10 protein-coding genes are annotated in these 13,783 nt (G+C 74.6%); 2 read left to right on the top strand and 8 right to left on the bottom strand.

The genetic code is table 11. The features are described from left to right. Positions 1-6 precede the first annotated feature (6 nt). From HHX33_RS15660 to HHX33_RS15650, 3 genes are all read right to left on the bottom strand, one after another. Complete coding sequence (locus tag HHX33_RS15660; protein ID WP_182875240.1) at positions 7-1,665, bottom strand: TIGR03767 family metallophosphoesterase; 1,659 nt, start codon at positions 1,663-1,665, stop codon at positions 7-9. A 208-nt stretch (positions 1,666-1,873) separates the two neighbouring features. Then, positions 1,874-2,485 (bottom strand): glyoxalase, encoded by a 612-nt coding sequence (locus HHX33_RS15655; protein WP_182875239.1) that lies wholly within the window; start codon positions 2,483-2,485, stop codon positions 1,874-1,876. A 98-nt stretch (positions 2,486-2,583) separates the two neighbouring features. After that, entirely contained in the window at positions 2,584-2,940 is a 357-nt protein-coding gene (locus HHX33_RS15650) for a VOC family protein (RefSeq protein WP_182875238.1), read from the bottom strand. A 198-nt stretch (positions 2,941-3,138) separates the two neighbouring features. Here HHX33_RS15650 and HHX33_RS15645 point away from each other — a divergent pair, with 198 nt between their 5' ends. After that, on the top strand, positions 3,139-5,994 hold the full coding sequence (locus HHX33_RS15645; protein ID WP_182875237.1) for an ATP-binding protein: 2,856 nt from the start codon (positions 3,139-3,141) through the stop codon (positions 5,992-5,994). A gap of 94 nt (positions 5,995-6,088) precedes the next feature. Here HHX33_RS15645 and HHX33_RS15640 read toward each other — a convergent pair whose 3' ends face one another. Next, on the bottom strand, positions 6,089-7,309 hold the full coding sequence (locus tag HHX33_RS15640; RefSeq protein ID WP_310741395.1) for a benzoate/H(+) symporter BenE family transporter: 1,221 nt from the start codon (positions 7,307-7,309) through the stop codon (positions 6,089-6,091). Between the two features lie 74 nt (positions 7,310-7,383). Between HHX33_RS15640 and HHX33_RS15635 the strand changes: the two genes are divergently transcribed. Beyond that, the gene (locus tag HHX33_RS15635) at positions 7,384-7,956 is read left to right on the top strand and encodes a helix-turn-helix transcriptional regulator (RefSeq protein ID WP_310741394.1); all 573 of its coding nucleotides are present in this window, start codon (positions 7,384-7,386) and stop codon (positions 7,954-7,956) included. On the opposite strand, the gene HHX33_RS15630 is transcribed toward HHX33_RS15635, so the two are convergent. The 4 genes from HHX33_RS15630 to HHX33_RS37710 all read right to left on the bottom strand — a co-directional run bounded on the left by HHX33_RS15630 (position 7,946) and on the right by HHX33_RS37710 (position 13,328). After that, a complete protein-coding gene (locus HHX33_RS15630) occupies positions 7,946-9,208 on the bottom strand; it encodes a polysialyltransferase family glycosyltransferase (protein WP_310741393.1) in 1,263 nt (420 codons plus the stop codon). The genes HHX33_RS15635 and HHX33_RS15630 overlap by 11 nt on opposite strands. Next, positions 9,201-10,151, bottom strand: coding sequence for a glycosyltransferase family 2 protein (locus tag HHX33_RS15625; protein ID WP_182875236.1), 951 nt, complete (start codon positions 10,149-10,151; stop codon positions 9,201-9,203). The genes HHX33_RS15630 and HHX33_RS15625 overlap by 8 nt, the downstream gene beginning before the upstream one ends. Next, positions 10,148-12,229, bottom strand: coding sequence for an N-acetylneuraminate synthase family protein (locus HHX33_RS15620; RefSeq protein ID WP_310741392.1), 2,082 nt, complete (start codon positions 12,227-12,229; stop codon positions 10,148-10,150). Before HHX33_RS15620 ends, HHX33_RS15625 begins: the two co-directional genes overlap by 4 nt. Before the next feature lie 193 nt (positions 12,230-12,422). Next, a complete protein-coding gene (locus HHX33_RS37710; protein ID WP_396784941.1) occupies positions 12,423-13,328 on the bottom strand; it encodes an ATP-binding protein in 906 nt (301 codons plus the stop codon). Positions 13,329-13,783: the final 455 nt, after the last annotated feature.

Below are 13,783 nucleotides of genomic sequence, written 5' to 3'. Positions count from 1 at the left end.
GCGCGGTCAGCGCTTCTTCAGCAGAAGCTCGGTGTTGCGGTCGCCGGGCAGGCCCGCCAGCCCGCTCCGGATGCCGGGGGAGTTGAACGAGAGCTCCCGGTAGAGCGCGGCGAGGCCGCTCTGGGACAGGTCGGTGAAGTCGGTGCGGTGTGGCGCGGCCGACTCCACCAGCGTGGTGAACAGCGACAGCGTCCCGTCGTGGTTGTCGGCCAGTTCGACGACCCTCGCCAGTTGGGGGTAGTCGACGTGGGAGGCGGTGGAGATCTCCCAGAGGCCGCCATGCGGAACGATCTTGTTGAGGTGGGAGTGGCCGTTGATCCAGGCGGCCACGTTGCCGTGCTTCCTCAGCACCGCCAGCAGCTCCTGCCCGCTGTGGCGCTTCTCGCCGGGCCTGGCCGGGTTGGGGGTGAGGTTCGTCATGGCCCAGCTCGGGTGATGACTGAAGATCAGCGCGATGTCGTCGGCGTGGGTCTTCAGGGTCCGCTCCAGCCAGGCGAGCTGCCGGGTGCCGACCGATCCGCGGTAGTCGCCGCCGCGGTCGGTGGTGTCCAGGCTGATGCCGACGACCCCGTCGGCGATCCGGAAGGAGTAGTCCAGCCGGCCGCTGTCGAGGTTGTCGCGGGTGTAGCCGTGGCCGGCGGGTCCCGAGCCGGTGTACGCCGGGTCGAGGTGGGCGGCGATGTAGGCGTGCGGGCTCAGCGGGGCGCGGCGCTCGTCGGCGGTGACCGTGCGGGTCCTGCCCCGGTAGCGCTTCCACGCGGCGCGGAAGCGGGCCCCCGTGGGGTCGCCCCGGCGCAGCGCCTGGTAGACGGCGCCGGCCTCGGAGGCGGGCAGGGAGAACAGCTTGCGCGAGCCGGTGGCCAGGTCGGCGAAGAAACCGCCGGCCGAGGAATAGGCGCCGCCGAAGAGCTGGTCGTGGTTGCCGATGGTGGAGTACCACGGTACGGCCAGGCCCGGGCTGCTCACCTCGCGGATGGCCGCCTTCAGGAAGCCGTCCAGATGAGGGAACCCCACCCGCTTGTCGACGTCGCGCAGGCCCGAGTCGGGGTGCCAGTAGAGGCCCAGGCCGGAGTTCTGCACGCCCTCGTACGCGCCGGGGTCGCCGGTGTTGGGAGTGAAGCGGCCGCCGGTCATGGCGGTGAGGAACCACTCCATCTCGATCCGGGAGTTGTTGTCGGTGTTGTCACCGGTGGTCATGACGAAACCGATCGGCGCCCGGGTGGCCGGGCCGTGCCCCAGGGCGTTGATCTGCTCGATCAGTGAGACGGCGCCGACGGCGGTCAGCGCCTCCTGCGGGCGCCAGGAGCCCAGGTCTCCGGCGCGCAGGAACTCGTAGCGCTGCGGGTTCTGCGCGTCGGTGATGTGCAGGTCGGTGAACTGGACGAAGCAGGCCAGCACCGTACGGCGTTCGGCTCTGTCCTTCTTGGCGTCGGCCAGTTCGGTGCGGGTCACCCGCCGCCAGCCCGGGCCGTCGGACAGCCTGCGGTAACCGCTGGTGCCGTGTGGTCTGGCGACGGTGCGGACCGTCGTCATGGAGGTCGTGGCCGAGGGCGTCACGGCCGAGGCGGCGGCGGGGCCGGCGGGAAGTGCGATCTCCAGCGCGAGGCCCGAGGCGGTCGCTCCGGAGGCGAGGAGGAAAGCGCGGCGGCTGAGGGCGGGATCCATGATGTTCCCCAGTGGTGGCGTCGAGGCGAACGTCCACTGGGGATGTTTGACAGTCGGAATGACTCCCGGCCTAACGCGGCTGAAACGCCGTCCAGCCATATAACGCCTAGATATGGCCGTATGTGATACGGACATCTGGCGGCAGCAGGCCGGAGGTCTGCCGCTCTCCCGCCGTTCAGAAGGGCGCTGTCCCGGCCTGCCGCCCGCCTCAGGCGGAGGCGGCCTCCCAGACGAACCCGTCCGGGTCGGTGAAGGGCCCGGCGTCGCCGCCGATCACGATCCGGTGTGATCCCGTGCCCTCCTGGGAGACGCCGGTGTCCTTGGCGAGGGCGCGGCGCGGGTAGAGCGCCAGCGTGACCGCCGACGCCGGGGTGTCGAACTCGACGTACCTGCCGCCGAAGCTCTTGGCCACGGCCAGGCCGCGGTCGGCGTAGAAGCGCCTGCTGGCCTTGACGTCAGCCACTCCCAGCAGGAGCGCGACCTGGTCGACGTGCCGGCCGGCGGGGCGGGTGTCCTTCTTGTTCGAGGTCGCGATCTTGCAGATCGTCCCGTCCGGGGCGCGTACGACGCCGCCGTAGCCCCAGAATCCCTTCGCGGCGGGCTTCAGCGTCGTGGCGCCGGCGTCGAGGGCGGCGCCGACGAGGGCGTCGACGTCGCCCGGCTGGGACGCCACGAGCGACAGCGCGAACCCGCGGAAGCCGTCCGCCGGCGCGTCCGAGGCGCGTACGTTCACGTACGGGCCCAGACCGAGGGCGTCGTAGAAGGCGTTGGCGGCCGTGGGGTCGGGAACTTCGAGGGTGACGGACGTGAAAGAGGTCATGACGGGTCCTTCGGGCGAGGTGGGTTCGGCGTCGTGGCGGCGTCGTGGCGGCGTGTGGCGGCGGCCGGGCCGCGGATGGGACAGGGGAAGGCCGGTGCTCACCGGTCCTGCAGGAGCCCGAGGACGTTGCCGTCGGGGTCGGAGACGGTGGCCACCAGGCGGCCGCCCCCCACGTCGTGCGCGGCCTCCTTCACGGTGGCCCCCGCGGCGGCCACCTCGGCCAGCTTCGCCTCGATGTCCGGGACGTGCCAGTAGGCCACCGGCGAGGTCATGCCCTGCGGTCCGCCGTCCGGCACCAGTCCGATGTGCTGGCCCTCCACGTCGAAGCCGACGTAGTAGGGCGAATCGGTCTGCGGCGGGATGCCGAGCAGGGCCGCGTACACCGCCTTGGCCTTGGCCAGGTCGGACACGGGGTGCAGCACGGTCCTGATCACGTTGGGGGAGGCGTCGGTCATGGTCACTCCTTCGGTGGTGGGTCGTATCGACCCGCTGGGTGCGTGGTCACAGCCTTCCTCCCGGCCCGGTGGGCCCACATCCGTGGTGACCACGGAACCGGCCACGGATCAAGAGCACGGATCGAGAGCACGGATCGGCGGCACGGATCGCGGACGGTGCGGATGGGGACGCGGCGCGGATACGCCAAAATGAGGCCAATGGGTACAGAAGCGGAAATCTCGCCTCGGGAAGCCGAGGTGCTGGAGCTGGTCGGCGCCCATCTCAGCAACGCCGAGATCGCGGCACGGCTGTGTCTCTCGGTGCGGACCGTGGAGAGCCACGTCTCCTCGCTGCTCCGCAAGCTGCGGGTGCCGGATCGGCGTGCGCTCGCCCGGCGTGCGCCCGAGGCGGCCGGCGCCGCTCCCTCGCATCCGGCGCCGGTCCTGCCGGCCCCGCTTACCTCGTTCGTCGGCCGGGCGAGCGAGCGGGCCGAGCTGACCGAGATGATCAGGGCGCACCGGCAGGTGACCGCCGTCGGCCCTGGGGGAGTGGGCAAGACCCGGCTCGCGCTGGCGGTGGCCGGGGAGGCCGTCGGCGAGTACTCCGACGGGGCGTGGTTCGTCGACCTCGTCCCGGTCACCGATCCGGGCATGATCGCGACCGCGGTCGCCGGGGCGGCCGGTCTCGGTGAGCAGCCCGGCCGCGACATGACCGAGTCCGTGGTCGCCGCGCTGGCCGACCGGCACGCGCTGCTGGTGCTGGACAACTGCGAGCACGTGGCGGACGGGGCTGCGCTGTTTCTGGAGCGGCTGCTGGCGACGTGCCCTCGGGTGACGGTGCTGGCGACCAGCCGGGCCCGGCTGATGGTGCCGTTCGAGCGGGTGTATCCGGTTCCGCCGCTGTCACTGGCCGTCGACGGCGAGTCGGACGCGGTCGCGTTGTTCATGGAGCGGGCGGCGGCGGTCGGCTGGCCGCTGGATCCTCCGCTGCGCGAGCAGATCGCCGCGATCTGCGCGCGGCTGGACGGAATGGCGCTGGCGATCGAGCTGGCCGCCGCCCGGTATCCCACGCTCGGGCTCGACGGCATCACCGCGGCCCTGTCCCACCCGCTGCGGATGCTCACCGGCGGCTCCCGCGCCGATGAGCGGCACCGCTCGGTGCGGGCGGCGCTGGACTGGAGCCACGCCCTGCTGGAGCCGGCCGACCGGGCGCTGCTCCGGCAGGTGTCGGTGTTCACGGCGCCGTTCACCGCCGTGGCGGCCGCGGAGGTGGTCAGGTTCGGGCCAGGCCCGGTCGGCACGGGCCCGGTCGGCACGGGCACGGTCGGCACGGGCACGGTCGACGAGGGAATCGTCGCCGACGGCCTGGCCCGGCTCGCCGAGCAGAGCCTGCTGGTGGTGACCGCGTCCCCGGCCGGGACCGGATACCGGGCGTTGGAGACCATCCGCCAGTACGGGACGGAGCGGCTCGCCGAGGCCGGTGAGCTGGTCGACGCCCGGTCCCGGCACCTGCGCTGGTGCCTGGCCCAGGCCGCCGGCCTGACGGTCGTACGGGCGGACTGGCGGGCCCGGTTCGACCTGGTGGCCGACGACCTCCGCGCGGCCCTGGCGTGGGCGGCCGACCGGCCGGAGCGGCGCGCGGACGCGTACGAGCTCGCCCGGCATCTGGCGGAGCTGACCTTCACCCGGCACCTGACCGGCGAGTCCCAGCGGCGCTACGAGCAGGCGGCCGAACTCGCGGGCGACCCAGCCGACAGGGCGTCGATGCTCCGGCAGGCCGCGGCCGTGGCCGGCTGCCGGACGATCGGTGATGACATGTACCGCCTGCGCCGCGCGGCCGCGGACGCCGCCCGCGATTCGGGCGACGGCGCCGGCGCCGCCGCCGACCTGGCGACCGCCGCCACCGTCGCGTTCCGGTTCTCGACCACGTTCGTGCGGCTCCCGCCCCGGGAGGAGGCGCTCGCGCTGGTCCGTGAGGCGCGGGAGCGCGCCGGCGACGATCCGGCCGCGCGGGCCGCGGTGGCGCTGGCCGAGGCGGGGGTGCTCACCGACGCGTTCGGCGCCGCCCAGGGACCGTCGGAGAACGAGGTGCCGGAGACGATCGCGCGCGCCGAGCACGCGGTCGACCTCGCCCGCCGGACCGGCGACCCGCTCGCCGAGTCGGCCGCGCTCGACGCGCTCATCGGCGCGCAGAGCTGGGCCGGGGACACGTTCGCCGCCGCCGGCACGGCCCGGCGCCGGGTCGCGCTCCTGTCGTCCGTGCCGATCTCGCCGGCCGGCACGCACGAGCTGGTCGACGCGCTCGCCATGGTCACCGAGGCGGGACTCGGCGCGGGGGACGTGCCGGGCGCCCGCCGATGGGCACGCCGGCTGGCCGGCCATCCATCGCTGGCGGAGGTCGGTCACCGTGCCACCTGCCGGCTGCTGATGGTCGACGCGCTGGCGGGCGACGTCGCCGAGGTGCTCACCGGCAGCGTCCGGTTCCTCGACGCGTGGCGGCGGGCAGGCAGCCCCGCCCTGTCGATCCTCCGCCCGGCGGCGGCCGGTGTGGCGATGATCCACGGCCTGCGCGACGACCGGAGGGCCCGGCGCGAGTGGCAGGAGGTCCTGGAGCGGCTCGGCACCCCGCCGGAGGGCACCTACGGCTACGGGGCCGTCTTCGACGCGTTGCTCCTGCTGCACCGGGGGCGGGCGCCGGAGGCGCTGGAACGGATGGCGCCCGAGGCCGGGCAGGTGTGGAAGTGGGTCACCTGGATCTGGCACCACTGGTACGTCGCGCTCCGCACCGAGGCCGCCGTGCTCGCCGGGAGTCCCGGCGCCCGCGACCGTCTGGCCGAGGCCCGCACCGTCGTGGCCGGCAACCCGGTCGCCGGCGCCATCGTGGAGCGGGCCGGAGCCCTGCTCGACGGCGACCGGGAGGCGCTGCTGGCCACGGCGGACGCGTTCGGCGCCGCCGGCTGCCGCTACCAGTCCGCACGGACCATGGTGCTCGCCGGCGGCCCCCATGCCGAGCGCGGCGAGGCCGTGCTCGCCGGCCTCGGCTTCGCCCCGATGACCCCTGCCCGGAGCCGATGACGACCTCGCGGCCGCGCCCGGCGGGCGTGGCGCCGGAGAGCCCGGCTCGGCGCGCCGCACGCCGGCGATTCCCGATCCCCTTGACGCCCGTCATCTAATCCGGGCGTGCCGCCCCGGTCTCCGCGTGCGGCGCGGGCTCGGCCGGCATCGGCTGCTCGGGCGGCCGTGGTGCCGTACGGCGCCGGGTGAGCAGGAGCGCGAGCGATCCGGCGACCAGTCCCCAGAAGGCCGATCCGATGCCCGCGAAGGAGGTCGCCGAGGCGGTGACGACGAAGGTGACCGCGGCCGCCTCCCGCCGCTCCGTCCCGGTGAAGGCGGTGGCGAGAGAGGAGGCGAGGGCCGGGAGGAGCGCGAGCCCGGCCACGGCGGTGACCAGGACCGGCGGTGAGGCCACGACGAGCGCGGTGGCGAAGGAGGCGCCCAGCCCGAGGGTGAGCTGCCCGGCCCCGAGGGCCAGGGTGGCGGTCCAGCGGCGGGCCGGGTCGGGGTGGGCGTCGGGTCCGGCGGTCAGGGCGGCGGTGATGGCGGCGAGGTTGACGGCGTGCCCGCCGAACGGCGCGGCGGCCGTGCTGACGAGTCCCGTCGTCACCAGTGCGCCGCGCAGCGGCACCGAGTATCCGTAGGTCGACAGAACGGCCGCCCCGGGCACGTTCTGTCCCGCCATCGTCACCAGGAACAGCGGCAGTGCGATGCCGACGATGGCCGGCAGGGTCACGGCGGGCATCGTGAACACCGGTTCGGGGCGCAGGGACGCGGCGGGGAACGCGGCGCCGCCGATCGCGAGGCCGGCCACGGCCGCGACCAGCGCCCCGGCGACCGCCCACCGCCGGGCGTACCGCATGAGCACCGCCCAGGTCAGGGTGACCGGTCCCGCCAGCAGCGGGACGTCCACCATCGCGCGGAGCGGGGCGGTGCACAGCGGGAGCAGGACGCCGGCGAGCATGGCCGCCGCCATGGGGCCCGGGATCGCGGCGACGCCGCGGGCCAGCCACGGGACCAGCCCGGCGAGCACCGTCAGGACACCGCACACGGCGAAGGCCCCGATCGCCGCCGGGTAGCCGCCGGAGACCTGCCCGGTCGCGACGAGCAGCGCGGCGCCCGGAGTGGACCACGCGATCGCGATGGGCATCCGGTACCGGACGGAGAGGACCGCGGCGGCGACGGCGATGCCCGCGCACAGCGCGAGCAGGCCGGAGGCCGCCTGCCGCGGGTCGGCCCCGACGGCCTGGAGGCCGGCGAGGACGACGGAGAACGAGCTGGCGTAACCGACGACGGCGCTGACCAGTCCGGCGAGCACCGGCTGCAGGATCCGCACCGTTCCTCCCTGGAATCCGGCCACAACCACGAGCGTTCCGTTTACGGAACGATTTCAGGTGTCACCATAGCCAGGTGGGTGCAGACGGGACAAGCCGGTTCGACCCGGCCATCGGGCGGCGGCTGCGCGGGCTGCGGGAGGCACGCGGGCTGTCGCTGTCGGAGCTCGCCCGCCGGGCAGGCGTCGGCAAGGCCACCGTGTCCGGGCTCGAGCACGGGACCCGCAACCCCACGCTGGAGACGATGTACGCGATCGCGGGCGCGTTGTCGGTCCCGATGAGCGCGCTGACGCTGGACCCCGGCGCTCCGGCCGGCGCGGCCTCGCCGGTGCGGGGCGCGGCCGTCGTCTCCACCCTGCTGGAGGTGTTCCGGGAGCCGGGCGCGACCTACGAGATGCTCCGGCTGCGGATACTCGCCGGGGTGGAGCAGACCTCGCCCGCGCACCCGCCCGGCGTCACCGAGCACCTCTCGGTCATCCAGGGGACGATCAGGACGGGCCCCGCCGCCGCGCCGCTGACCGCCGCCGCGGGGGAGCACGTCTCGTGGGCCGCGGACGTCCCCCATGTCTACGCGGCCCTCGGCGGCGAGGAGGCGTACGCGATCCTCCTCATCCGCACCCCCCACGACCCGCCGGCGCTCAGCGGGTGAGCAGTCGGCGCAGGCGTGAGGCCGGCTGCGCGGGCGGGGGAGGCGGGGGCTCGATCAGGCCCAGCGCCTCCAGCCTGCGCTTCTTGAAGTAGCGTGCCGGGCCGTGGTCGCGCACGTAGGCCGCCGCGGCCTCGCGCAGTCCGGGGTGCGCCGCGCTCTGCATGCAGTAGCCGACCGCCCCGACCAGGGCGGGCAGGTCGTGGGCGGGCGGCTCGGCGATCGTGCCGTCGGCCTCCAGCCGGGGCAGCGTCGCGTCCACGATCGTCGCCGGGATCCGGTTGCTGTTCTCGTACGGCGTGAGCCGTTCGAGCACGAGGCCGGTTCCGGCGGCCGCGACCGGCAGTCCGAACAGCCTCCGCGCGGTCACCAGCGCGGTGGAGAAGCACCCGGCGACCAGGTCGGGGCGGTGCGCGGCGAAGCACGCCTCGGCGGGCGTCGTCTCCGGCGCCACCAGGAGCTCGACGCCCAGCTCCGCGGCGACCGGCCGCAGCTCGCGGGCGTGCCGCCGCCCGGCCGCGGGGTGCGGCTTGAACAGCACGGTGCGGTGGCCGCGCGCCGCCAGGCCGCGCAGCATCCGCTCGTGCAGCCCGGCCTCCTCGGCGGCGGTGAGCAGGCCCAGCGAGGACAGGTACTGCCCGAGGATCATCGCCTCGGCGCGGGGGGCCGCCTCCGCCGCCTCCGCGACCCGGCCCGTCACCCGCGTGAACGACGCGTCCGCCAGCGCCTCGGCCGGCACGCCGTGCTCGGCCAGCAGCAGGGGGGCCAGGCCCAGGACGAGATCGAGGTGGAGCAGCCGGCCGATCCGGCCGGCGATCTCCTGCGGCAGCGGGTCGCGGGTGGGTCCGTAGCTCATCAGCCCGTCGGAGTAGACGGTGATCGGGCAGTCCTTCACCAGGCCCGCGAGCGTCCGCGCCGGCGGCACCGCGATCGACTCCAGGACCAGCTCGCCGGGTTCCCCCAGCAGGTCGCGCAGCAGGCGGCCGAGCATGGGCGTCTCGATCGAGCGGGGCTTCCAGTCGGACGGGTGCAGCGGCGCGATGATCTCGTTCCAGGACAGCACGCGGTCGAACGCCCCGCGCAGCGCGGCGAACCCCGGCGCCTCGTCCGGCGCCGGGGTCACCTCCGGGATCGCCGCGTTGTTCGACACCAGCAGGACCCTGGGCCCGCCGCCGAACCGTCCCTCCTCGATCGCCGCGGCGAGCGTCATCGCGCCGAACAGCGTGGAGGCGTAGAACAGCGTCGGGTCAGGCACTCGGGCCTCCGGGAAGGTAGGGGCCGAGCAGGGCGGCCCGCTCGGGCTCCAGGCCGCCGAGCGCCTCGGTCAGCGTCTCGCGCGGCAGCCGGGCGAGCGCCGCCCGCGCCCGCTCGTCGAACCGGGCCCGTACGGCCGGGGTGAACCGCTCGGCCAGCTCGGCGTGGTGGGCGAGCAGCGCGCACAGGTTGCGGGCCGCCTTGGGCAGGTAGCGCGGCTCGGCCTCGTCCAGCACGATGTCGTAGGCGTCGAAGAAGTGCAGCTGCCGCTCGTCGCCGATCTGGGTGAGCGAGGCCGGGAGCCCCCGCCGGTAGAACAGCCCGGCGAGGGACACCACGGCGTACGACCTGGCCAGCCGGTGCAGCCGCCAGATCCACGGGCGGTCCTCGGCGGTGTGCAGGCCCGAGGGGAACGCCAGCAGGTCGCCCAGCTCGCGCCGGTAGATCCCGGCCCAGGCGTAGGGGTAGTCGACCATGGTCTTGAGCCCGGCCGGCAGGATGCTCTCGCGCGGGTCGAGCACCACCCCGCGGCGCGGCTGCGGCGCCCGGTGCGTCTCCCGTTTGCGGCCCTCGGCCTGCACGTGATCCACCCGGACGAAGTCGCAGCCCAGCCCCTCGATCGCCGCGACCAGCCGGGGCAGGTAGCCCGGCGCGAGCCAGTCGTCGGCGTCGAGGAAGGTGACGTACCGGCCGGAGGCCAGCTTCAGCCCGGCGTTGCGGGCGTCGGCGAGCCCCAGCGGCGCCGCGTTGCGGACGAGCGAGAGCCCCGGCAGGTCGCGCCGGAAGTCCTCGGCGACGTCCGCCGTCGCGTCGGCCGAGCCGTCGTCGACGACGACGACCTCGGTCTCGAACTCGCGCGTCCGGTTGCGCGCCAGGGACGCCAAGGCGTCACTGAGGTACGCCTCGCCGTCCCTGACGGGCACGATCACGGAAAGGGTGATCACGCCGTGACCCGGCGCAGGCGGGCCCGCGGGGCCTCCTCACCGGGGTAGACCCGCTTGACGCCGTCCCCGAGGGACTCCTCGATGATCCGGATGTCGCGGACGAGGTGCTCCAGGCCGCTCGGCTCCAGCGAGGCGGCGTGGTCGGAGCCCCACATCGTGCGGTCGAGCGTGATGTGCCGCTCGACGGTGACCGCGCCCAGCGTCACGGCCGCCAGCGAGATCTGCAGCCCGCGTTCGTGCCCCGAGTAGCCGACCGGCACGCCGTACCGCTGCCGCAGCGTGGTGATCATACGGAGGTTGGCCTCCTCCGGAGGCAGCGGGTAGGTGGAGGTGGCGTGCATCATGACCAGGCGCTCGGTGCCGAGGATCTCCACCGCGGCGTCGATCTCCTCGATCGTCGACATGCCGGTCGACAGGATGACCGGCTTGCGGGTGGCCGCCAGCGCCCGGAGCAGTTCGTGGTCGGTCACCGAGGCCGAGGCCACCTTGTGCGCGACGACGTCCATGTTCTCCAGGAACTCCACCGACGGCACGTCCCAGGGCGAGGCGAACCAGTCGACGCCGCGCTCCTCGCAGTACTTGGCGATGTGGGCGTACTCGTCGGCGCCGAACTCGGTGCGGAGCTTGTACTCCATGTAGGTCATCTCGCCCCACGGCGTCTGCCGGATCTGGTCGCGCTGCTCCAGCGGCACGCAGATCTCCGGCGTGCGCTTCTGGAACTTGACCGCCTGGCAGCCGGCGTCGGCGGCCACGTCGATCAGCCTGCGCGCGATCTCCACGTCGCCGTTGTGGTTGATGCCGATCTCGCCGATCACGTAGACCGGCTGCCCGGGCCCGACCAGCGACCTGCCGATCCGCACCGGCCGGGGCTCCGCGAGCGGGGCCGCGCCGTACGCCGGGAGAGCGGGGGCGGGGACCGTCTCGGGGGCGGGTTCGGGGGCGGCGGCCGGGCGGGCGGCGAGCACCCGGTCGGACAGTTCGCGCACCGCTCCCGCGCCGCCGGGGGCCGACAGCACGACGCGGGCGGCGGCGCGCACCCGGGGGTGGGCGTCGGGCACCGCGACCGGCCAGCCGACCATCGCCATACAGGACAGGTCGTTGACGTCGTTGCCGACGTAGGCGACCCGCTCGGGGTCCAGCCCCTCGGCGGCGAGCCACGCGCGCAGCGCGGCGTCCTTGGCGCCGAGGCCCTGCACCACCGGCACGCCGAGCTTGGCGGCGCGGGCGGCGACGACCGGGTTGCGCTCGGTGGACAGCACGAGCGTCTTCACCCCGGCGCGGCGCAGCAGCGCGATCCCCATGCCGTCGGAGCGGCTGACGGCGACCATCTCCCGGCCCTCGGAGTCGACGAACGCGCGGTCGTCGGTGTGCACGCCGTCGAAGTCGGTGACTACCGCGTCCACGTCGATGGGCAGCGGCTCGTCCACGAACGGGGCGAGGGCCCGGGCGATCTCCAGATCCTCCGGGACGTCGATCTCGACCGCGTGCCGGCTGGGCACCGGCTGGACCGCGACGGTGCCGAAGAACCGGTGGCCGCGCTCGCGCAGGCCCGCCGTACGCATGACGTAGAACGCGCCGGTCTCCCGGAAGTGGGGCTCGCGGTCCTGGCGGCGCGGGCGCACGGCCGGGTCGTGGTTCACGCCGTGCCCGGCGCCGGTCCAGACGAACTCGTAGGTCTCGACACCGGAGAAGACCGAGTCGGCCTCGCCGCCGAGCACCCTGCCCACGGCCGCGTCGAGGTCGCGGGGGTCGATGAACGCGCTGGTGCACTGGACGAGGACGACGATCTCCGGGTCCTCGCCCGGCGTCTCGGACAGGGCGTGCAGCACGGCCGACTCGCTGGAGGCGGTCGGGCCGCTGAGGTCGGCGGGGCGGCGCACCACGCGGGCCCCGGCGTCCTCGGCCGCCCGGGCGATCAGGTCGTGGTCGGTGCTGACGACCACCTCGTCCACGAGCTCGGCGCGCAGGCAGGCGTCGACCGCGCGGGCCACGAGCGGAATGCCGCCCACCTTCTCCAGGTTCTTCAGCGGGACGCCCACCGAACCACCTCTGGCGGGGACGACTGCCAGCACTCGCACGAGTGACTCCTTCACCTGCGACATCGGGAACCCCCGGGGGTCCTGGGGGGCGGGGTGTCGAGAAAACTAGCCAGCAGGTTGTCCCGTTGGGGGTTGCCCGGCTGAACGCGCAGGGGCGCCGGTCTTAACTTTGGGTGTCCTCGCCTCCGGGCCGCCGGTCCCGGCCGTCCGGCCGCGCGTCCTGGCCGTCCGGCTACGCGTCCTGGCCGTCCGGCCGCGCGTCCTGGCCGCCGGGTTCCGGCGGTCCGTCCGGCTGGTCGGGCGCCAGCGGCAGCCGCAGCACGAACCGCACGCCGTCCTCGACGTTCTCCACCCGGATCGACCCTCCGTGGGCCTCCACGACCTCGCGGGCGATGGCCAGGCCGAGGCCGGTGCCGCCCCGGCTGCGGCTGCGCGCCGCGTCGGTCCGGTAGAACCGCTCGAAGATCCGTTCCTGGTCCGCCTCCGGGATGCACCCGCCGTCGTTGCGCACGCACAGGACCGCCTCGTCACCCGCCCGCTCGACGCACACGGACACCCCGGTCAGCGCGTGCCGCTCGGCGTTGTCGAGCAGGTTGGCCACCACCCGGGCGAGGTGCCGGCGCATGCCCCAGATGACCACCCCCGGCGTCTCGTGCAGCTGGGTCGGCAACCGGCCCGGCCGCCGGTCGACCTCGGCGACGACCAGATGCGACAGGTCGACCTCCTCCCTCGCGGTCTCGGGGACCGTGGGGATGCGGGCGAGCAGGAGCAGGTCGGAGACGATCGCCTCCAGGCGCTCGGTGTCGCGCAGCGCCGCGAGGACGGCCTCGGGGGTGTCCTCGGGATGCAGCCGCGCGCTCTCCAGCTGGGCGCGGATCCCGCAGATGGGGGTGAGCAGTTCGTGCGAGGCGTCGGCGGCGAACTGCCGCTGCCGCTGGATCGAGGTGTCGAGCCGGGCCAGCGCGTCGTTGGCGGTCCTGGCGAGGCGGGCGATCTCGTCGTCGCCGGGCGGCTCGGGCACCCGCGAGCCGGGGTTCTTCCCGCTGATCCCCGCGAGCTCCGACCGGATGGCCTCGACCGGGCGCAGCACGCGGCCGGCCGTCTTCCAGGCGGCCCATCCCGAGAGCGCGGCGAGCATCAGGGCCAGCAGGAGCAGCGACGGCAGGCCCAGGGGGCTGGTGAGGACCGCCGGGGCGGCGCGGCCCGCGTAGACGAAGTCGGAGCCGGGGCCGGGGAAGACGCGAACCACCGTCACGTACAGGCAGTCGCGGCCGTGGGGGGCGCAGGAGGTCGTCTGGGTCACGTCGCCGTCGGCGGCGGGGTGTAACGGGCTCAGCCGGTGGACGCCGTCGGCTCCCGCGCTGCTGGCGATCACCCGGCCGTCGGAGCTGACCACCTCCACCAGGTCGATGCCGTTGCCGCCGGTCGCCACCGGATCGGTCAGGCTGCCGTCGCGGACCGAGGCCGCGACGCGGCTCGCGGTGTCCAGGCTCTCGTTCCAGATCCCTTCGGCGACCGCGTGCCGCACGAGCACGTTGAGCACGACCGCGATCGGGATCAGCAGGCACGCCGCGAGCCCGGCCGCGATCAGCG

Source organism: Microbispora sp. H10670, from assembly GCF_014161385.1.
Classification (GTDB): domain Bacteria; phylum Actinomycetota; class Actinomycetes; order Streptosporangiales; family Streptosporangiaceae; genus Microbispora; species Microbispora triticiradicis.
This window is presented reverse-complemented; position numbering and strand designations above follow the sequence as displayed.